This is a genomic window from Rhizobacter sp. P2_D12 (genome assembly GCF_056404395.1).
Genome location: NZ_JBFUEB010000081.1, coordinates 1 through 19958, shown reverse-complemented (window position 1 = coordinate 19958; position 19958 = coordinate 1). Strand labels below are relative to the sequence as shown.

Sequence of the window (19958 nt, the reverse complement as noted above, 5' to 3'; positions counted from 1 at the left end):
AATGATTACTTGGCCGGCACCGCGAACTGGACCATGGTCTGCTGGTCGGCCCGGCCCTTGAAGCTCACGTCCTTCTTCATCGCCCACACCGAGTGCTCGAAGTGGAGGGGCAGCATCGCGAACTCCGCCATCGCGAGTTCGCTGGCCTTGGCGAGCGTCGCGGCGCGTGCGGCGTCGTCCATCTGGTTGGCCGATTCGGCGACCAGCTTGTCGAGTTCGGGGTTGGAATAGCGGCTGCGGTTGGTGGTGCCCAGGCCCTTGTCCTTGTTGGGCGTGACCAGCAGCGCGTTCAGCGTGTTCGACATTTCGCCCGTCGCCGTGCCCCAGCCGGCCAGGTAGGCGCTGTAGACGAAGGTGTCGCGGTTCTTGAAGAACACGGCCGGCGCGTTGGCATCGATCGAGGTCTTGATGCCGATGCGCGTCCACATCGCGGCCAGCGTCTGCGCCACCTTGCTGTCGTTGATATAGCGGCCGTTGGGCGTGCCCAGCACCAGCGAGAAGCCGTTCGGGTAGCCGGCGTCCTTCAGCAGCGCGCGGGCCTTGTCCGGGTTCGGCTTGGCGGCGGCGGTGAGGTTCTTGCTGGCGCCGAACATCGGGTAGGGCAGCAGCTGCGCGGCCGGCGAGGCCACGCCGCCCATGATGCGCGAGACCAGCGCCTGGCGATCGATGGCCAGCGAGAGTGCTTCGCGCACGCGCTTGTCGAGCAGCGGGTTCTTGCCGTTGGCGTCGGGGATGCCCGGCGTCGTCTCGCCGTTCTGGTCGAGCGCGACGTAGATGACGCGGTTGGAGGCCTTGGTCTCCACCGTGAGCTTGGGCTCCTTCTTCAGGCGCTCCAGGTCGTCGGTGGGCGGGTCTTCGACCAGGTCGACGTCGCCGGCCAGCAGCGCGGCCACGCGCGCGGCCGGGTTGCTGATCGGGCGGTAGATGACCTTGTCCCACGCGGGTGCCTTGCCCCAGTAGTTGGGGTTGCGCTCGAAGACGATCTCGGAGCCTCGCTTCCACGAGACGAACTTGTACGGGCCGCTGCCCACGAGGCCGGTGCCGGCGTTCAGCTCGGTGGTGGTCTTGCCCTCGGGGGCCGCGCCGGAGGCCGCCTTGGCCGACATGATGGGCAGGCCCACCATGTTGATCGCCAGCAGCGGGTAGGGCTCGGAGGTGGTGATGCGCACCGTCAGCGGATCGGCCGCCTCGACCTTGTCGACCTTCTGCAGGTAGACCTTGAAGGACGACGGGCTGTTGGGCACCTTGGCCACGCGGTCCATCGTGAAGACGACGTCGGCCGACGTGAGCGGCGTGCCGTCGGAAAACTTCACGTTGGGGCGCAGCTTGAAGGTCCAGACCTTGCCGTCGGCCTTCCAGGATTCGGCCAGGCAGGGCTCGGGCTTCAGGTCGGCATCGACGCAGACCAGCGGATCGAACAGCGTCTGCGACAGCTGGATGTTGGGCGTGAGCGCGTGGTACTGCGGGTCCATCGACGTGGGCTCTGTCTTCAGGGCCACCACCAGGTCGCGCGCCATCGCGGTGCCTGAAATCGATGCGCAAGCGGCGATCGCGGCAGCTGCCAGAAGGGATGCAGGTCCAGACATGAGCTCGTCTCTCCGGTGCCGGTCAAGAAAAAAGAATACTACGCAAGAAGCGAACCAGGGCTGGCGTCAAACCCTCATGCTGCGTGCCGCCCGTTCGTGCCGCTACCGCCCGTCCACCAGGCGCGCAAACTCCCCCGATCGAAACCGCGCCAGCACGAAGTCGACGAACACCCGGGTCTTCGCGGGCAGCAGCTTCTTGCTCGGGTAGTACAGGGAGAGCGGCCCCGCATCGCCGTACCACCCCGGCAGCAAGCGCACGAGCTCGCCGGTGTGCAGCGCGGCGAATGCGAACGGCATCGGCAGCAACGCCACGCCGAGGCCCATCCGGGCCGCCTGCGCCACGGCTTCGGGATCGCTCAGGATGAGGCGCGGCAGGCACTGGACTGCCTGCTCCTCGCCTCGTCGCGACCGCAGTGTCCATGGCCGCACGCGCCCGGTGGGTGACGAGCGCCGCAGGATGCCGTCGAAGGAAGCCAGGTCGGCCGGGCTGCGAGGGGGCGTTCGCGCGGCCATGTAGGCCGGCGAGGCCACGGCCACGACATGCACCGGACCGAGCTCCCGCGCGATGACGCCGGACGGCAGCGCGAAGCCGCCACCGATGGCGGCATCGAAGCCCTTCCCGACGATGTCCACCTGCCCGTCGTCGAAGTGCAGGTCGGGGACCACCCTCGGGTAGCGGGCCAGGAAGTCGCCCAGCAGCGGCACCACGAAGTGGCGACCGAAGGCCGCCCCCATGCTGAGCTTCAGGGTGCCCGCGGGGTTCTCGTCGGTGTCGCCGGCGGTCGCAACGGCGGCCTGCAGCGAGGCCAGCGGGCCTTCGACCTGCTGCAGGAAGCGCTGGCCGCTTTCGGTGAGGGCCAGGCGGCGCGAGCTGCGGTGGAACAGCCGCATGCCCAGCGCCTGTTCCAGGCGCGCGACGTTCTTGCTGATGCCGGCCGGCGTCAGCCCCAGGACCCGCGCGGCGGCCGAGAAGCTGCCGTGCTCGGCCGTCTGGACGAAGGAGACCAGCTGCTGCACGTTCGTCATGGTTCATCTTAAACCGATGGTTGAAGCTGGTTGCCTGCCGCCCGGCTGGTTCTCGCGCCGGCGTCGCCCCACACTGCCGACACGCCCTTCATCTCGAAGGGCAGCCCGCCAGAAGGAAACTCCCATGCGCCCCCTTTCCCTGCTCTTCGCTTCGTTGATGTGGATCGCCGCACCGTCCCTGTCTTTCGCACAGGGCTTCAGTTTTCCCAAGTTCAGCGTCCGCAGCATCGAGACGCAGGGCGCCACGATCCACGTCCGTTCGGGCGGCTCGGGTCCGGTCGTCGTCCTGTTGCACGGCTATGGCGAGACCGGCGACATGTGGGTGCCGCTCGCGACCGACCTGGCCAAGGACCACACGGTCATCGTTCCTGACCTGCGCGGTCTCGGGCTGTCGTCGAAGCCCGCAGGTGGCTTCGACAAGAAGACGCAGGCCGAGGACGTCGCCGCCGTGCTGGCGGCGATGAAGGTCGACCAGGCCGACGTCGTGGCGCACGACATCGGCAACATGGTGGCCTTCCAGTTTGCCGCGCAGCACCCCGAGCGCGTGCGCCGCCTGGTGCTGATCGATGCGCCGGTTCCCGGCGTCGGACCGTGGGAAGAGATCCTGAAGAACCCGCTGCTGTGGCACTTCCGGTTCGGCGGTCCCGACATGGAGCGCCTGGTGGCCGGCCGCGAGCGCATCTACCTCGACCGGTTCTGGAACGAGTTCTCGGCGTCGCCCGCGCGCTTCAGCGAAGCGGCGCGCAAGCACTACGCCGCGTTGTATGCGCGCCCCGGCGCCATGCACTCGGGCTTCGCGCAGTTCGCGGCCTTCGACCAGGACGCCGTCGACAACCGCGCCTTTCTTGCCGCCGGCGGCCGGCTGAAGATGCCGGTCTTCGCCGTCGGCGGCCAGAAATCCTTCGGGCCGATGATGGCGACGGTGATGCGCGCTGCCGCCGACGACGTGACGGAGGGCATCGTGCCCGATGCCGGGCACTGGATCATGGAAGAGAACCCGCGGGCGACGACGCAGCTGGTTCGCGAGTTCCTGGTGCGGTGAGGCGGCCGGTCAGCCTCGCCTTGCCCGGCCCTCGCGAGACCGCGCGACAGCCAACAGGGTTTGCTCATATGCCGCGCCGAACTCCAGCCGCGTGACGTCGCGGTAGCGAAACAGCCGGTCATCGTTGTCCCACGCGGCGTTCGTGCTCAGCCAGCGAAGAGCGTAGGTTTCCTCCGATGCCATCCGGATCGCGCCGACTTCGACTTCATCGGGCCGGATCTTCTCCCGGTCGATGACGAGTACGCCGAAAGCAGCCTGTGCCGACTCCATCAGGCTTCGCATCGAGGTCGCATCGATGTGCGCCGGCACCACCGGCTCCTGCTGCTTCAGCTCGATCGCACGTTGGAGGAGGTCAAGCTTCTCGAACGACTTTGAGATCGACCCGATGTCTTCGCGCCTGAACGCGCAGTAGCCATCGAGGTCGAACCGATCGCTGACACGGTGAAGCACGACGAGCGATTCGCTTTCGGCGACGATGAAGCCGTGCCACGGCGACGCATCCATCGCTCGGACGACCTCGACGAGAGCAGCACCGACGCGGTCGATCCGGGGCCTGCGACTCGCCATCGCTCAAGGCTTCCTGCTGAGCTCCATCACCATGCGCGTCAGCAGGTAGAAGCGCGGCACGACGCTCTCGACCTCGGCGTACTCTTCCGGCGTGTGGATGCCGCCGCCGACGATGCCGAAACCGTCGAGCGTCGGAACGCCGACGTCGGCCGACAGGCTTGCATCGGCGGCACCGCCCGAACCCTCGATGGTGAGCTTCTTGCCGATCTCGGCATAGATCGATTCGGCCGTCTTGACCAGCGCATCGGATTGCGGCGTGCGCGGCATCGGCGGCAGGCCGCGCGACAGCGACGTCTTGACCTGCGTGTCGGCGATCAGCTTGTTCTGCGAGACGCGCGCCAGGTCGCGTTCGATGCGATCGAACTCTTCGCGCGTCACGGCACGCACGTCGCCCTTGGCCGAGGCGTTCTCGGGGATCACGTTGGTCGCGCCGTTGGCGTTCAGCACGGTGAAGTTGATCGTGGTGAGCTTTTCCGCATCGCCCAGCTTGCCCAGCTGCAGGACCTGGTGGGCCACCTCCATCGCGGCGTTGCGGCCCGAGTCGGGCGCCACGCCGGCATGCGCTGCGCGCCCCTTGACCTCCACGGTGGCCGTGGCACTGCCCTTGCGCCACACCACCAGGCCATCCGCYGGGCGGCCGGGCTCCAGGTTCAGCGTGACGTCGTGTTCCTTGGCCACGCGGCGGATCAGCGCCGAGGTGTCGGCCGAACCCACCTCTTCATTGGTGTCGAGCAGGAAGGTGATGCGGCCGTAGTCCTTGAAGTTCATCGCCTTCAGGATCTTGATCGCATACAGCCCGGCGACCACACCGCCCTTGTTGTCCATCACGCCCGGGCCGTAGGCGCGGCCGTCCTTGACGTAGAAGGGCTTGGCCTTCGCCGCGCCATCCGGGAACACCGTGTCCATGTGCGCCATCAGCAGGATCCTGCGCGTGCCGCTGCCGTCGAAGGTCGCGACCACGTTGGTGCCGGGGTGCGGCGTGGCCGGGAAGGTCTCGATCTTGCCGCCGAGCTTCTGCAACTCCTCGACCACCACGCCCCGCACCTTGTCGAGGCCTGCGGTGTTGGCCGACCCGGAGTCGATGTTGACCAGGCGCTCGAGCAGCTGCAGGGCTTCGTCCTTGTAGCCGGCGGACCGGTCGAGGACCTCTTTTTGCGGCTCGGCATGCAGCGCAGGGACCAGCAGCGCCGCGCCGAGGCCCAGCAGGAAGCGGGATGCGGATGTGGATTTGAATGTCATGGGATCCAAGCCTACAGGAAGCGTTCGAGCAGCCGGCGCGAATGACGGTCCAGCGCGCGCCGGTCGGGGATGCGGAAGTTGATGCCCTCGGCGCTGGCGATCAGCAGCGCCCCCTCGGCGAGGCGGCGGATGTCTTCCTCGCCCCGGAGCACGAAGCGGGTCGGCCCGCGGTCCGTCGTCACGCTCCAGGTGCTGGGCGTCGAGAAGCTGGACACCGCCTCGATGCGCTGCACCGTCGGCACGAACTCGCGGCCGGCCAGTTCGTGCTCGACCAGCGCGCGGGCCTCGGCAGGCAACGCGCCCAGCAGCGGCACCCAGGCAAGTTCGCGCCCCTCGGTGCCGACCAGCGACACGCCCTCGGCGGGTGCGCTCAGCGGAAAGGCCCGCACCGGCACCACGCCCTCGTGCACCGTGCCGTCGAGCAGCGTCAGCACCAGGCGGCCGAAAGAGTTGCGTTCGAGCTGGAACATCGTCATTGCCCCACGGGATGGGCCGCCGGCGCCGGCGGCGCCAGCAGGAGGTCGTCGCCGCCGCTGCCGTCATCGTCGACCCGGCGCGCCTGCGCCTCGTACAGCCGCCAGTAGGCCCCCTGCCGGGCGATCAGCTCGTCGTGCGGGCCGACCTCGACCACCCGGCCGCGGTCCATCACCACCAGCCGGTCGGCCTTGCGCAGCGTCGACAGCCGGTGCGCGATGGCGATCGTGGTCCGCCCCTGCACCAGGTTGTCCAGCGCCTTCTGGATCTCTTTCTCGGTCTCGGTGTCGACGCTGGACGTGGCCTCGTCGAGGATCAGGATGCACGGGTCGATCAGCAGCGCGCGGGCGATCGAGATGCGCTGGCGCTCGCCGCCCGACAGGCCCTGGCCGCGTTCGCCGACCATCGAGTCGTAGCCCAGCGGCAGGCGCAGGATGAACTCGTGCGCGTGCGCGGCGCGCGCCGCGGCCACGATCTCGGCCCGCGTGGCGCCCGGCCTGCCGTAGGCGATGTTCTCGGCGATGGTGCCGAAGAACAGGAAGGGCTCCTGCAGCACCAGGCCAATGTGGCGCCGGTAGTCGGCCACGCCGAAGCGCCGGATGTCGACGCCGTCGACCTGGATCGCGCCGTCGCTCACGTCGTAGAAGCGGCAGATCAGGTTGACCAGCGTGCTCTTGCCCGAACCGCTGTGGCCCACCAGGCCGATCATCTCGCCCGGGCGGATCGCAAGATCGAGGCCGCGGATCACGCTGCGGTTACCGTAGCGGAAGCTCAGGCCCTGCATGTCGATCGCGCCCGCCGGCGCCTCGATCTTGACCGGCTGGGCCGGCTCGGGCACGTTGGACACGTGGTCGAGGATGTCGAAGATGCGCTTGGCGCCGGAGGCCGCCTTCTGCGTGACCGAGACGATGCGGCTCATGGAATCGAGCCGCGTGTAGAAGCGCCCGATGTAGGCGATGAACGCCGTGAGCACGCCCACCGTGATCTGGCCGCGGCTGACCAGCCAGATGCCGAAGGCCCAGACCACCAGCAGGCCCACGTCGGTCAGCAGCGACACCGTGGGCGAGAACAGGCTCCAGGTCTTGTTGAGCTTGTCGTTGACGTCCAGGTTGGCCTGGTTGGCCTCGCGGAAGCGCTGCGCCTCGCGCCGCTCCTGCGCGAAGGCCTTGACCACGCGGATGCCGGGGATGGTGTCGGCCAGCACGCTGGTCACGTCGCCCCAGACCCGGTCGATCTTCTCGAAGCCGGTGCGCAGCCGGTCGCGCACGATGTGGATCAGCCACGCGATGAAGGGCAGCGGCAGCAGCGTCACCAGCGCCAGCCAGGGGTTGATCGAGAACAGGATCACCGAGGTCATGCCGATCATCAGCACGTCGGTCGCGAAATCGAGCGCGTGCAGCGACAGGAAGACGGAGATGCGGTCGGTCTCGGAGCCGATGCGCGACATCAGGTCGCCGGTGCGCTTGGCGCCGAAGTAGTCCAGCGACAGCTGCAGCAGGTGCTCGAAGGCCGCGGTGCGCAGGTCGGCCGCGATGCGCTCGGACACCAGGGCCAGCAGCCAGGTGCGCGCCCAGCCCAGGCTCCAGGCCAGCAGCGCCGAGCCCAGCAGGCCCGACAGCAGCAGCAGCACGTAGCCGGCATCGATGCGCTGCCCGTTCTGAAACGGGATCAGCACGTTGTCCATCAGCGGGATGGTCAGGTAGGGCGGCACCAGCGTGGCCGCGGTGGACGCGAGCGTCAGCCCGAAGCCGGCCGCCAGCTGCCGGCGGTAGGGCCGGGCGAAGCGGCCCAGGCGCAGCAGCACCCAGGTCGACGTGGGCGGGCTGTCGTCGTCGGCCTCGTCGTCGTCGGCAGGCTCCTGCGGCGGCGCGGCATCGCCCGACTGCAGGCGCTCGAAGCGGGCGGCGAACTCCAGTACCGCGTGGTGCTGGGCCAGCGTGAAGCGCCAGACGGCGAGCCGGCCGGCGCCATCCAGCAGTTCGAGCGATCCGACGCCGGCATGGTCGCCATGGCGCAGCTGCAGGCCGGCGGCCAGCGGCCACTCCGACCACTGCCCGGCCAACCAGGCCAGCAGGCGGCGATCGGTGAGCGCCAGCGCGCCGGCCGTGAAATGCAGCGCAGGGTCGAGGTCAACCTCCAGCGTCGCCAGCACGTTCTCGTCGCTGTCGAGCCGGCCGGCGAGTGCCTTGCGCCATTCCGGGGGCAGGCCCGGCACGGCGGCGACTGGAGAAGAAGATTGCATTCGATGTGTGAGAAGACCGGGGCCTCTTGCCCCGGCTGGGACGCGGATTTTCACCCAAGCCGGCTCGTGCAGGGCCGACCCGCGCACAATTGGCCCTCAAGCTCCCGCGCCCGCCCATGAGCCACAAGAACGACATCCAACTGCTGCGCATCAATTACCTGCACGGCCCCAACGTCTGGACCTACCGCCCCGTGCTCGAGGTCTGGCTCGACCTCGGCGAGCTGGAAGACTGGCCCTCGCACCAGCTGCCCGGCTTCAACGACCGGCTGACCACGCTGCTGCCGGCGCTGATCGAGCACCACTGCGGCGTCGGCGAGCGCGGCGGCTTCCTGCAGCGCCTGCAGGAAGGCACCTGGGCCGGCCACGTGCTGGAGCACGTGGTGATCGAACTGCTGAACCTGGCCGGCATGCCCACCGGCTTCGGGCAGACCCGCAGCACCTCGCAGCGCGGCGTCTACCGCATGGTGTTCCGCGCCCGCGACGAGAAGGTCGCGCGCAGTGCACTGGCGCAGGGCCACCGGCTGCTGATGGCGGCGATCAACGACCAGCCCTTCGACGTGGCCGCCGCGGTGGCGCAGGTGCGCGAGCAGGTCGACGACTCGTACTTCGGCCCCAGCACCGCGGCCATCGTCGCGGCGGCGACCGACCGGCGCATCCCGCACGTCCGCCTGAACGGCGGCAACCTGGTGCAGCTGGGCCATGGCGCCCGCCAGCGCCGCGTCTGGACGGCCGAGACCGACCGCACCAGCGCGATCGCCGAGGGCATCGCGCGCGACAAGGACCTGACCAAGCGCCTGATCGCCTCGTGCGGCGTGCCGGTGCCCGAGGGCCAGGCCGTCGAGACGCCGGCCGCGGCCTGGGAAGCGGCGCAGGACATCGGCCTGCCGGTGGTCGTGAAGCCGAGCGACGGCAACCACGGCCGCGGCGTCACGCTCGACCTGCGCACCCAGGCCGACGTCGAAGCCGCCTTCGAGGTCGCCGCCCGCCACGGCAGCGGGGTGCTGGTCGAGCGCCACATCACCGGTGACGAGCACCGGCTGCTGGTGATCGACGGCAAGGTGGTGGCCGCCGCGCGCGGCGAGACCGCCTGGGTCACCGGCGACGGCCAGTCCACCGTGACCGAGCTGGTGGACGCGCAGATCAACACCGACCCGCGCCGCGGCCCCACCGAAAACCACCCGCTGAACCAGCTGGGCCCCGAGAACGATGGCGTCATCCTGGGCGACCTGAAGCGGCAAGGCCTCACGCCCGCGTCCGTGCCCGAGGCCGGGCGCAAGGTGCTGATCCAGCGCAACGGCAACGTCTCGATCGACTGCACCGACCAGGTTCACCCCGAGGTGGCGCACGTGGTGACGCTGGCGGCGCGCATCGTCGGCCTGGACATCGCCGGGGTCGACCTGGTGGCGCAGGACATCGCCCGCCCGCTGCACGAGCAGGGCGGCGCCATCGTCGAAGTCAATGCGGGCCCCGGGCTGCTGGTGCACCTGAAGCCCGCGGTCGGCACCCCGCGACCGGTGGGCCGGGCCATCGTCGACGCGCTGTTCCCCGAGGGCAGCGGCGGGCCGCACACCGGCCGCATCCCCATCGTCGGCATTGCCGGCACGCGCGACACCACCCGCATCGCGCGCCTGGTGGCCTGGCTCGCCCACCTGCGCGGCCAGCGCGTGGGCCTGGCCTGCGCAGACGGCCTGTACCTCGACCGCCGCCGCCTGAACGCCGGCGACGCGCGCCACTGGGAGGTGTCGAGCCGGCTGCTGGTGAACCGCAACGTGCAGGCCGCGGTGTTCGAGAACGACGCCCGCAGCGTGCTGCGCGACGGCCTGGCGTACGACCGCTGCACCGTGGGCGTGGTCACCGATGCCGACGGCGCCGACACGCTGGCCGAGTTCGACGTGCAATCTGCCGACCAGATGACCAAGGTGCTGCGCACGCAGGTCGACGTGGTGCTGGACGACGGCGTCGCGGTGCTGAACGCGGCCGACGAGCGCGTTGCCGCGCTGGCACCGCTGTGCGACGGCGACGTCATCCTCTACGCGGCCGATCCGCAGACGCCGGCGCTGCTGGCGCACCGCGGCGCCGGCGCGCGCGGCGGACGCGCCGTGTACCTGCGCGACGGCCGCCCGGTGCTGGCCACCGGCAGCGCCGAGACCCGGCTGGCGCCGCTGTCGCGCCTGGCGCGCGGCGGCACGGCCGACGAAGCCTTGCTTGCCGCGATCGCCACCGCCTGGGCGCTGGACATCCCGCCCGACCTGATCATCTCCGGCATCGAGACCTTCGATGCCCACAACGCCACCCACGCGCAGCCCGCCTGAGCCCTCGACCGCCATGGAAGTTTCCCGAATTCGCGCGCTGCGCGGGCCCAACCTGTGGAGCCGGCACACGGCCATCGAAGCCATCGTGTCCTGCCCGGACGACGAATGCGCAGTCACCGCCCGCCCCGGCTTCGAGGCCCGGCTGCGCAAGCTCTTCCCGGCCGTGGGGGCGTTGCGCACCGGCGGTGCGGTGTCGCTGGCCCACGTGCTCGAGGCCGCGGCGCTGGCGCTGCAGGAAGAAGCCGGCTGCCCGGTCAGCTTCAGCCGCACCCAGGCCACGTTCGAGCGGGGGGTCTACCAGGTCGTCGTCGAGTACAGCGAAGAGACCGTCGGCCGCCTGGCCTTCGAGATCGCGCAAGCGCTGATCGAAGCGGCGCTGGATCCGGCGGCCGCCTTCGACATCGACGCGGCGATCGCCCGTTTGCGCGAGACCGACGAGGACGTGCGCCTGGGCCCGAGCACCGGCTCCATCGTGCAGGCCGCGGCGGCGCGCGGCATCCCGTGGCGGCGCCTGACCGAGGGCAGCCTGGTGCAGTTCGGCTGGGGCCGGCACCAGCACCGCATCTGGGCCGCCGAGGTCGACCAGACCAGCGCCGTGTCGGAGGCGATCGCGCAGGACAAGGAGTTGTCGAAGCAACTGCTGCGCGCCGCCGGCGTGCCGGTGCCCACCGGGCGGCCGGTGGCCGACGAGGACGACGCCTGGGTGGCGGCACTCGAGGTGGGGTTGCCGGTGGTGGTGAAGCCGCAGGACGGCAACCAGGGCAAGGGCATCACCGTCAACGTCACCACGCGCGACGGCATCAAGGGGGCCTACAAGGCCGCGGCCGAGATCGGCGACGTGATGGTCGAGAAGTTCCTGCCCGGCAGCGACTACCGGCTGCTGGTGGTGGGCGACCGGCTGGTGGCCGCCGCGCGGCGCGAGCCGCCGCTGGTGCTGGGCGACGGCGAGCTGACGGTGGCCGAGCTGGTGGCCAAGGTCAACACCGATCCCCGGCGCGGCGACGGCCATGCCACCTCGCTGACCAAGATCCGCATCGACGACATCGCCGTGGCGCTGCTGGCCGAGCAAGGCCTCACGCCCGGCAGCGTGCCGGCGCGCGGCCAGCGCGTGCCGCTGCGCCACAACGCGAACCTGTCGACCGGCGGCACCGCCACCGACGTGACCGACGACGTGCACCCCGAGGTGGCCGAGCGGGCGGTGGCCGCCGCGCAGATGGTGGGCCTGCACGTGTGCGGTGTCGACATGGTGTGCGAGAGCGTGCTGAGGCCGCTGGAAGAGCAGAGCGGCGGCATCGTCGAGGTGAATGCCGCGCCGGGGCTGCGCATGCACCTGTCGCCGTCGTACGGCAGGCCGCGCAACGTGGGCGAGGCCATCGTCAACCACTTGTTCGAGCCCGGCCACGACGGGCGCATCCCGGTGGTGGCCGTGACCGGCACCAACGGCAAGACGACGACCGCGCGGCTGATCGCCCACCTGTTTGCGAGCAGCGGGCTGGTGGTGGGCATGACCAACACCGACGGCGTGTACGTGGACGGCCGGCAGATCGACTCGGGCGACTGCAGCGGGCCGCGCAGCGCGCGCAACGTGCTGCTGCACCCCGACGTCGAGGCGGCGGTGTTCGAGACCGCGCGCGGCGGCGTGTTGCGCGAGGGCCTGGGGTTCGACCACTGCAAGGTCGCAGTGGTCACCAACGTGGGTGCCGGCGACCACCTGGGGCTGAACTACATCACCACGGTCGAGGACCTGGCGGTGCTGAAGCGCGTGATCGTGCAGAACGTGACGCCGAAGGAAGGCCATGCGGTACTGAACGCGGCCGATCCCATCGTCGCGGCGATGGCCGACACCTGCCCCGGCAAGGTGATCTTCTTTGCGGCCGACCGGCACCATGGCGTGATGACCGAACACCGGGCGCTGGGCGGGCGCACGGTGTATGTCGACCGCGCGCTGGACGGCGGCTCGGTGGTGGCGGCCGAGGGCAACTGGCGCGAGCAGGTGCGGCTGGCCGACATCCCGATCACGCGCCAGGGCACGATCGGCTTCCAGGTGGAGAACGTGATGGCCTCGGTGGCCGCGGCCTGGGGCGCGGGCCTGGGGTGGGACGCCATCCGCAGCGGGCTGGCCAGCTTCGTCAACGATGCGCACAACGCGCCGGGCCGCTTCAACGTGATGGACTACAAGGGCGCGACGGTGATCGCCGACTACGGCCACAACCCCGACGCGATGCGCGCGCTGGTGGCGGCCGTGGATGCGATGCCGGCGAAGCGCCGCTCGGTGGTGATCAGCGCCGCCGGCGACCGGCGCGACCAGGACATCCGCGACCAGACGGTGATCCTGGGAGCTGCCTTCGACGACGTGCTGCTGTACCAGGATGCGGCCCAGCGTGGGCGCGCCGACGGCGAGGTGATGGCGCTGCTGCGCGACGGGCTGAAGGGTGCAAGCCGCACGACGCGCATCGAAGAGATCCGCGGGGAGTTTGCGGCGATCGATGCGGCGCTGGCGCTGCTGCAACCCGGAGACCTGTGCCTGGTGCTGGTGGACCAGGTGGAAGAGGCGCTCGCGTACCTGGGGCAGCAGGTGGCGGGCGCGTAGGGATGTTGGCGCCCCGCAACGCAGAGGCCCCGCGACGCTTGCGCGCTCGCGTCGCCGCCTGCATCATCCGCACCCTTGCTGAAGGCGCCCACGACAGCGCCCGCATGACGGAGATTTCACCCATGTCCTCCCTGTTCATCTCGACGATCGACTGAACGCGGTTCCCGTGCCCCGGCTGAACCGTGTCTGTTCACAGATACGGCCTCAGACCGCGCGGCAAGCAAAGCCCCGCCGCCATTGAGCCGGGGCTTTTGCTTTTCGGGAACCGAATGAGTGCACAACTGCGCTCCCGCGCCCTCCAGGAGGGGCGGGTCAAGGCCTTGCGCCGCATGAAACAGCCGATGACGCTGGTGCTCGAAACGAGCCCCGGCGAGCGGGCGCCCGTGGTGCGCGCGCTCGGCCAACACATCCAGAGCCGCAGCGCCCAGCGCCGTGCCGACCGCATGGCCCTGCAGGCGCTGCTGCGAAGAGAGGATTGGGATGAATGACTTGCGCGAACAACTGGCGCAGAGAAACCGACATCTGCAGGAGATCACCGCCCAGCTCAAGACCGAGCTGTTCGGCATCGACCCCATCATCGACCGCGTCATCGATTCGGTGCGCGCCTGGTACGTGCTGCCCGAGCTTGTCTCGCGGCCCGTCATCGTCTGCCTCTGGGGCCTGACCGGCACCGGCAAGACCCAGCTGGTGCGCCGCCTGGCGCAGCTGCTGGGCTTCTACGACCGCTTCGTCGAAGTGCAGATGGACGGCTTTTCCAACGGCGCGAGCTGGCGCGGCGCGCAGAGCATCTCGGGCATGCTGGCGCAGTCTGGCGTGCGCGAGGGCGAGGGCGAGCCGGGGATCCTCGCGCTCGACGAGTTCCAGCGCTTCCGCACCATCGACACCAAGCGCGGCGAACTGCGCGTGGAGCGCTACCAGGACGTCTGGGCGCTGCTCTCCGATGGCCGCATGCCGCCCGGGCTTTCGCTGTTGGGCGACATCGAATCGTCGATGGCCGAGGCGGCCTTCGACGCCGAACGCGCCGAGGCCGGCGATGCCAAGCTGCGCTTCAAGCTGCGCAGCTGGGAGGCGCAGGAACTGCAGCGCAACCTCAAGCTCGACGAGCCGCTGATGGAGATCATGGCGTGGACGCCCGAGCAGATCCAGGAACGCCTGCGCGACTTCAGGGAACGCGGCCAGCAGCGATGGGAGACCGACTACAGCCGCCTGCTCGTCTTCGTTTGCGGCAACCTCGACGAGATGTACGAAGACCTCGCCACCAGCGTGGACGACTGCGACAGCGATGCCGACATCTTCCACGCGCTGACCGGCAGGTTGAGCGTCATCGATGTGAAGCAGGCGCTCAACAAGCGCTTCAAGCCCGAGCAGGTGGCGCGGCTGGGCAACGAGCACGTGATCTATCCCTCGCTCTCGCGCCGGGCGTACGAGCAGTTGATCGAGCAGGGCTGCGCCCGGTATGCCCGCGAGACCGAGGCGCGCTGCGGCCTGCGCTTCGAGTTGGCCGCCACTGTGCGCGAGCAGATCTACGCCAACGCGGTCTTCCCTGCGCAGGGCACCCGGCCGTTGTTCTCGTCGCTGCACGCCATCCTGGGCACCGGCCTGGCCAAGGCTGCGCTGTGGGCGCTCGAACTCGGTGCCGAGACCGGCGACAGCGTGGGCCTTGCGGCCGATGGCCGCAGCCTGATCGCGCATTGGCACGGCCGGTCGCACGCCATCGCCGCGCCCTTCGAGATCAGCCGCCTGCGCCAGCGCAACAACGCCGACTTTCGCGCCCTGCTGGCCGTGCACGAGGCCGGGCATGGGCTGGTGCACGCCCTGCTCTTCGGCCGCGCACCACAGGAGATCAAGATCCACGTGGCCAGCTTCGAGGGCGGCTACAACGCCTACACCTCGCGCAAGGTCTGGTCGCGCAGCAACCTGCTCGACTCCATCTGCACCAGCCTGGCTGGCCGCGCCGCAGAGCTGCTCGTCTTCGGGCCCACGCTGTGCTCGGGTGGCGCGGAGAGCGACCTGCGCAAGGCCACCGAGACGGCCGCCCGCATGCTTCGCCACCTGGGCCACGGCCCGCGCATCGGCCGCAGCGACGTGTCCACCAACAGCGACAACAACCTTTGCACCGACGTGGAAGCCACCAACGCGCCGATCGAGGCGCTGCTGCAGGCAGAGCACGCACGCGCAACGGGGCTGATCGAAACGCATCGCGGCGCGCTGCTGGCGCTGGTGGACGAACTGGTGGACCAGGGGCAGGTCACGCCGGCGCGGTTTGCGGCGGTGGTGGGGTTTCCGTTGGGGAGGCACGAGGATGCGCTGGATCCGTATGCGCAGAAGCTGGCGGATTTTCGGGCGGACGGGCGGGAGCGGCTGAGGGCGTAGGTGGGTAACGTTCGGGGCCGCCGGGATTCCGCGATGGCCAGACAGGGTAAACCCGGCATTCGCAACGAGCCCGATGAGCTTGTCGATTCGGGTGGCGGCCGAGCGTCGTGTGGGTGGAGCCTGCAGATGGCAGGAACTTCAGCCCTTTCGGTATCACCAGGAGACCCCCATGACCAAGATGATCTTCGTGAGCCTGCCGGTCACCGACCTTGCGGCCTCGATCGCCTTCTACAAGGCGCTGGGATTCGAGCAGAACATGCAATTCAGCGACGCCGCCGGGGCCTGCATGGTCTGGAGCGAATCGATCTACACCATGCTGCTCACCCACGCCAAGTGGCGCACCTTCACCGAGCGGCCGATCCCGCCCGCCGGCACCAGCGCGGTCATGCTGGGCCTGACCCTGGACAGCCGGGAGGCCGTCGATCGGATGAACCAGGCCGCGGCCGAGAATGGCGGCCAGGCCGACGTGAACCCCGTGCAAGACCTTGGCTTCATGTACGGCCGGGATCTGGCCGATCCCGACGAGCACCTGTGGGGGGCGATCTGGATGGATCCGGCGGCGGTGGCGGCGGGCGGCCAGGCGGCTTAGGTACTGCCGGGGGCCAACGCCGCAACGAGGTGCCCGGTGAATCGGACCGGCGTGCGAACATGCCAGCGTGAACGCGACGTCAACCCTCTGCCGCGTGGCTTGCGCGCGCTGCCTGCGGCCGCAGGTGACCTGCTTGTGTGCGCTGACAAAGGCGACTGCCCATCGCACCGAAGTGCTGGTCCTGCAGCACCCGCAGGAACAGCGGCAGGCCAAGAACAGCGTCGCGCTGCTGCGTCTGTCTCTGGCGCACTGCGAGGTGGTCGTGGGCGAACGCTTCGAGCCCGGGGCGTTGGCGGCACTGTTGCAAAGGCCTGGGAGGGACACGCGGCTGCTCTACCCGGACGTGCCCATGGCCCCGGCGTCGTCAGCCCCTGCGACAACGGCGGATGCGCCTGTGCGCCTGGTGGTCATCGATGCGACGTGGCGCAAGAGCCTGCGCATGCTTCTGGAGCACCCGATCCTGAAGGCGCTGCCGCGGCTGTCGCTGGACGCGCCAGCGCCGACCCGCTACCGGGCGATTCGCGCGGCGCGGCGAGCCAACCAGGTCTCGACACTGGAAGCGACCGTGCAGGCGCTGGCGACGCTGGAGGGCCCGTCCTTCGACGCCGCGCCACTGCTCGACGCGTTCGGCCTCTTCGTCGCGGGCGTTGCGGCCCGCCAGCGGCATCAGGCACCCTCGGTCAAGACGCAAGGCTCCCGCCTGTGAGGCCAAGGCGTCGACGCTGGGGGCGCCACGGCGGCAGACCCGGCGGGCATTCTGCAGCGACACTGCTCCAGCGCCGGCACAGGACGCATTCCTCGTGCCAGGCGCGCCATGTCGATTTGGCTTCCCGTCGTTCGTCGATGGGATGCGAGGTGCCCTCAGGCGGGGGCGCCCACTGTTCAACTTGAGAGGAGTGAAGACATGTCCTACATCGACGGTTTCGTGATCGCGGTCCCTACAGCCAACAAGCAGAAGTTCATCGAGCACGCGCGCCATTTCGACTCGATGTTCATCGAGCTGGGTGCGATCCGCGTGATCGAAGGTTGGGGCGACGACGTCCCCGACGGCAAAGTGACCGATTTCCGCCGCGCAGTGCAGGCCACGGGTGAGGAGACGGTGGCCTTTTCGTGGGTCGAATGGCCGGACAAGGCCACGCGCGACGCAGCCATGAAGAAGATGATCGAAGACCCGCGCATGGATCCGTCCACACCCGGCAACCCGCCCATGCCCTTCGACGGCAAACGCATGATCTTCGGCGGCTTCGAACAGGTGGTCGAAGTGAAGGCTTGAGGGGCGGGCGTCTGGCGCGAACTGTCGGCCCCGTCCGGCTGCTTTCGGGTAGGCTGCCTGCGCTGTAGATCCAACAGGAGTCCCAACGATGCATCAAGGCTCTTGCCATTGCGGCGCCGTCCGTCTCACGCTGCCATCCACACCGGAAGTTGCCACGGATTGCAACTGCTCGCTCTGCCGGAGGATCGGCGGCCCCTGGGTGTACTTCGAGTTCGGGACGGTGACGATCGAAGGCCACCCCAGCTCGACCGAGGCCTACGTCCAGGGCGACAGAACCCTGCGCACGATCCGCTGTCGGCATTGCGGCTGCGTCACTCACTGGGAGCCGATCGAGGCGAAGACTGGCGCGAGACATGGAGTGCACCTCGGAAACTTCGATCCGAAGTTGATTGCCTCTGTTCGAGTTCGCAAGTTCGACGGTGCGGACACTTGGAAGTTCTTCGACGAGTGAATCGGCGTCCGGCCACAGGCTGTCGGTCGCGAGCGGCGGCTTTCGGGCGGGTCCGCCCAATCACAAATGCGCTAGGCTTGAAGCCATGAGGACAGCCCCTGCAACGCCCGATCAACTACGCGTCGCGCTGATCGCCTTTCCGCCGTTCAATCACAAATCCCACACAATGACTTCGACACTCAATGGAACTGGAACTCGCTTCTATGGCGAGCGGGAGAAGGACATCGGTGGAACCTTCATCACGACAAAATGGATCGTCGTTTTCTGGATGCCACTTCTTCCACTCAGCTCTTGGCGCGTCTACCCGTTAGGTGCCGAGCAGGTTGAGTACATCATTGAGGAGTCGTCGGGAACTGGCCAGGCTCTCCAGGCTGTACGTGTCCCGCTCAACTGGAAGCAAGTAGCCAACGTCTACGCGGTGGCAGCCTGCGGGCTTGTCCCAGCTTGGTATGTTCTGCACCGCATGTTTCCTGGGTGGGTCTAGAGCGATGCCTGACCCTCCTTCAAGCGGACCCGTTCCGGCCGGCTTCGCCGCCCTCCACGGTCCGCTTAAGTCAAACGTCAGGCGTTGCAAATGACCACCCGTCTCCCATGTCGCACTTGCGGTGAGTTGATTCATCCGGACACCGCTGCCAAGAATGGCGAACTCTGCATGCCTTGCAAGGGCGGCTATCGCGAACGCGTCGAGGAAGGCAAACGTCAACGCGAGCGAGAGAAGGAGTACGAGAAAAGCCCGGAGAGACGCCACTGGCTGTCACTTGTCGAGCGAGTGCATGGGCCGCACGATGGCTTTGATGCTCTCTCAGCCGACGAACAGACCTACTTTGCGTTACGCTGCCTCATAGGCGAGGTCTTCAACGGTGGCTTCCATCAGTACTTCGCCAATCACTCCGGGGAACGCTACGGCCTTGCCGTGAGCAGCCTTCTCGACCTAGACGCCATGCGTTCACATAAGCTACTCACGCAGGCAAAGGAAACTCTCTTCGGCGGCAGAACGGTCCCTACGGACTTCGCTGAGCGCAACGAGTTGCTTCTCGCTGTTGAGCAAGACGACGTCAATTACCCGCGAATCGCGAGGGAGGTCGGCGAATTGGACAAGCAGTTCTGGACCGAGCCTGACGCACTATCCCAACGCTGCTCACGCTTCGCCATTGACCGCGGCCTATATGCCAGCGACGCCTAACCCTTCCATCGAGGAGATGTCACAAAAGCCGCTTCGCGCCCTTTGAGCCGACTCTCATGTCAAACACCAGCTACCCCATGCCGAGTTCCACGGGCCGCCTCTATGCTCTCGCTGCGCTCGTCATGGCCACGCTGTTCGTGTGCGTTTGGCCACTGCCCAATCCTGTTCCATTCGCACCATTCACGCTCTGGTCGTGCTCCAACAAGAGGTGCAAACTGGCAATCGTGAGATTGCGTCCCACCACCCAGCGCCTAACCCCGTCCATCCTGCGGACGGCTTCCAGCGCGCTTCGCACACTTCCAGCCGCCGCTCATGTCCATCGTTAGATCTCATCATGACGTTCTCCGAATCTGAAGAAGAGGCTGTTCTGTTCTCGGCGCCGCAGACCCTTCCGCCCGATGGTTTCGTCAAGGTCATTAGATGGGTGTGCGCAGGTGAAGCCGAGGAGTGGGAGAACAACCCATTCGCCGTACCTTCAGGGCGAGGATTGAGAGAAGAGGGGGTGCACCTGCCGGTCGCTGAGCCAGGCACCGTGAAACCGGCCGGCACAGGCCCATTGCGCCTGGAGTTCTTCGTATCGGGATCAGCGCTCTTGCCTCGCCCAGAGCCCGGTTGGCGCTATCTCAAATCGTCGCCATTGCTGCCGGTCGCGAATTTGCGCATCATGGTCGCAAGATCCTGTTTGCAGCCACGAGACCTGGCCATTCCATCGAGCTGAAGTCCGACGCGCTTTACCCTTCGGACGCAGCTCATGTCAAACGTTAGGGATGGTCTGCATAACTGCCGCGACGCGGGCCGGTGATGCAGAGGAGGCAGGATGCAAGTTTGCTGTCGCGCTGAAGCAGTAGAGAAGCTCGGCGCCGCAGCCGCACCGGCCCGTTTGGACCGTTCGATGCGGCTATCGGGCGCACTGCGGGCGCACTCATCCCAAGGCCATCAGCTTTCTTCGCGCCATCCACAGGTTCGACAGCGCGAACAGCGTGACGATCTGCGCCGTGTTCTTGGCAAGCC

The 19958-nt window shown here is 68.4% G+C and carries 18 protein-coding genes; 12 read left to right on the top strand and 6 right to left on the bottom strand.

Translation table 11 applies throughout. The annotated features are described in order from the left end of the window. Positions 1-5: 5 nt before the first annotated feature. Entirely contained in the window at positions 6-1586 is a 1581-nt protein-coding gene (locus AC1DYN_RS23465) for an ABC transporter substrate-binding protein (protein ID WP_477963529.1), read from the bottom strand. 102 nt (positions 1587-1688) lie between these two features. Then, positions 1689-2612 (bottom strand): LysR family transcriptional regulator, encoded by a 924-nt coding sequence (locus AC1DYN_RS23460; protein ID WP_477963528.1) that lies wholly within the window; start codon positions 2610-2612, stop codon positions 1689-1691. Between the two features lie 124 nt (positions 2613-2736). On the opposite strand from AC1DYN_RS23460, the gene AC1DYN_RS23455 reads away from it, so the two are divergent. Continuing rightward, positions 2737-3654: an alpha/beta fold hydrolase gene (locus AC1DYN_RS23455; protein WP_477963527.1), complete on the top strand. Its 918-nt coding sequence runs from the start codon at positions 2737-2739 to the stop codon at positions 3652-3654. Positions 3655-3663: 9 nt separating this feature from the next. On the opposite strand, the gene AC1DYN_RS23450 is transcribed toward AC1DYN_RS23455, so the two are convergent. From AC1DYN_RS23450 to AC1DYN_RS23435, 4 genes are read right to left on the bottom strand one after another with little or no spacing between them, the layout of a single operon-like run. Next, on the bottom strand, positions 3664-4221 hold the full coding sequence (locus AC1DYN_RS23450; RefSeq protein ID WP_477963526.1) for a hypothetical protein: 558 nt from the start codon (positions 4219-4221) through the stop codon (positions 3664-3666). A 3-nt stretch (positions 4222-4224) separates the two neighbouring features. Then, positions 4225-5460 carry a M20/M25/M40 family metallo-hydrolase gene (locus AC1DYN_RS23445; RefSeq protein WP_477963525.1) on the bottom strand — a complete coding sequence of 412 codons (1236 nt, stop codon included), beginning with the start codon at positions 5458-5460 and terminating at the stop codon, positions 4225-4227. Between the two features lie 11 nt (positions 5461-5471). Continuing rightward, complete coding sequence (locus AC1DYN_RS23440) at positions 5472-5936, bottom strand: cyanophycin metabolism-associated DUF1854 family protein (RefSeq protein ID WP_477963524.1); 465 nt, start codon at positions 5934-5936, stop codon at positions 5472-5474. Then, entirely contained in the window at positions 5933-8176 is a 2244-nt protein-coding gene (locus tag AC1DYN_RS23435; RefSeq protein WP_477963523.1) for a cyanophycin metabolism-associated ABC transporter, read from the bottom strand. Before AC1DYN_RS23435 ends, AC1DYN_RS23440 begins: the two co-directional genes overlap by 4 nt. A 116-nt stretch (positions 8177-8292) precedes the next feature. On the opposite strand from AC1DYN_RS23435, the gene AC1DYN_RS23430 reads away from it, so the two are divergent. From AC1DYN_RS23430 to AC1DYN_RS23380, 11 genes are all read left to right on the top strand, one after another. Further along, positions 8293-10488, top strand: coding sequence for a cyanophycin synthetase (locus tag AC1DYN_RS23430; protein WP_477963522.1), 2196 nt, complete (start codon positions 8293-8295; stop codon positions 10486-10488). Between the two features lie 13 nt (positions 10489-10501). After that, positions 10502-13078, top strand: a complete 2577-nt coding sequence (gene cphA / locus AC1DYN_RS23425) for a cyanophycin synthetase (RefSeq protein ID WP_477963521.1) — start codon at positions 10502-10504, stop codon at positions 13076-13078. Between the two features lie 269 nt (positions 13079-13347). Further along, entirely contained in the window at positions 13348-13566 is a 219-nt protein-coding gene (locus AC1DYN_RS23420; RefSeq protein ID WP_477963520.1) for a hypothetical protein, read from the top strand. Next, positions 13559-15451 (top strand): AAA family ATPase, encoded by a 1893-nt coding sequence (locus AC1DYN_RS23415; RefSeq protein WP_477963519.1) that lies wholly within the window; start codon positions 13559-13561, stop codon positions 15449-15451. Before AC1DYN_RS23420 ends, AC1DYN_RS23415 begins: the two co-directional genes overlap by 8 nt. A 169-nt stretch (positions 15452-15620) precedes the next feature. Continuing rightward, complete coding sequence (locus AC1DYN_RS23410; RefSeq protein WP_477963518.1) at positions 15621-16040, top strand: VOC family protein; 420 nt, start codon at positions 15621-15623, stop codon at positions 16038-16040. A 67-nt stretch (positions 16041-16107) separates the two neighbouring features. Continuing rightward, on the top strand, positions 16108-16746 hold the full coding sequence (locus AC1DYN_RS23405; protein ID WP_477963517.1) for a tRNA-uridine aminocarboxypropyltransferase: 639 nt from the start codon (positions 16108-16110) through the stop codon (positions 16744-16746). A 198-nt stretch (positions 16747-16944) separates the two neighbouring features. Continuing rightward, positions 16945-17313, top strand: a complete 369-nt coding sequence (locus AC1DYN_RS23400; protein ID WP_477963516.1) for a DUF1428 domain-containing protein — start codon at positions 16945-16947, stop codon at positions 17311-17313. Positions 17314-17401: 88 nt separating this feature from the next. Further along, entirely contained in the window at positions 17402-17764 is a 363-nt protein-coding gene (locus tag AC1DYN_RS23395) for a GFA family protein (protein ID WP_477963515.1), read from the top strand. A gap of 85 nt (positions 17765-17849) precedes the next feature. After that, on the top strand, positions 17850-18248 hold the full coding sequence (locus AC1DYN_RS23390) for a hypothetical protein (protein WP_477963514.1): 399 nt from the start codon (positions 17850-17852) through the stop codon (positions 18246-18248). A gap of 90 nt (positions 18249-18338) precedes the next feature. Continuing rightward, a complete protein-coding gene (locus AC1DYN_RS23385) occupies positions 18339-18947 on the top strand; it encodes a DMP19 family protein (RefSeq protein WP_477963513.1) in 609 nt (202 codons plus the stop codon). Between the two features lie 334 nt (positions 18948-19281). Next, positions 19282-19665: a hypothetical protein gene (locus AC1DYN_RS23380; RefSeq protein WP_477963512.1), complete on the top strand. Its 384-nt coding sequence runs from the start codon at positions 19282-19284 to the stop codon at positions 19663-19665. Positions 19666-19958 lie beyond the last annotated feature (293 nt).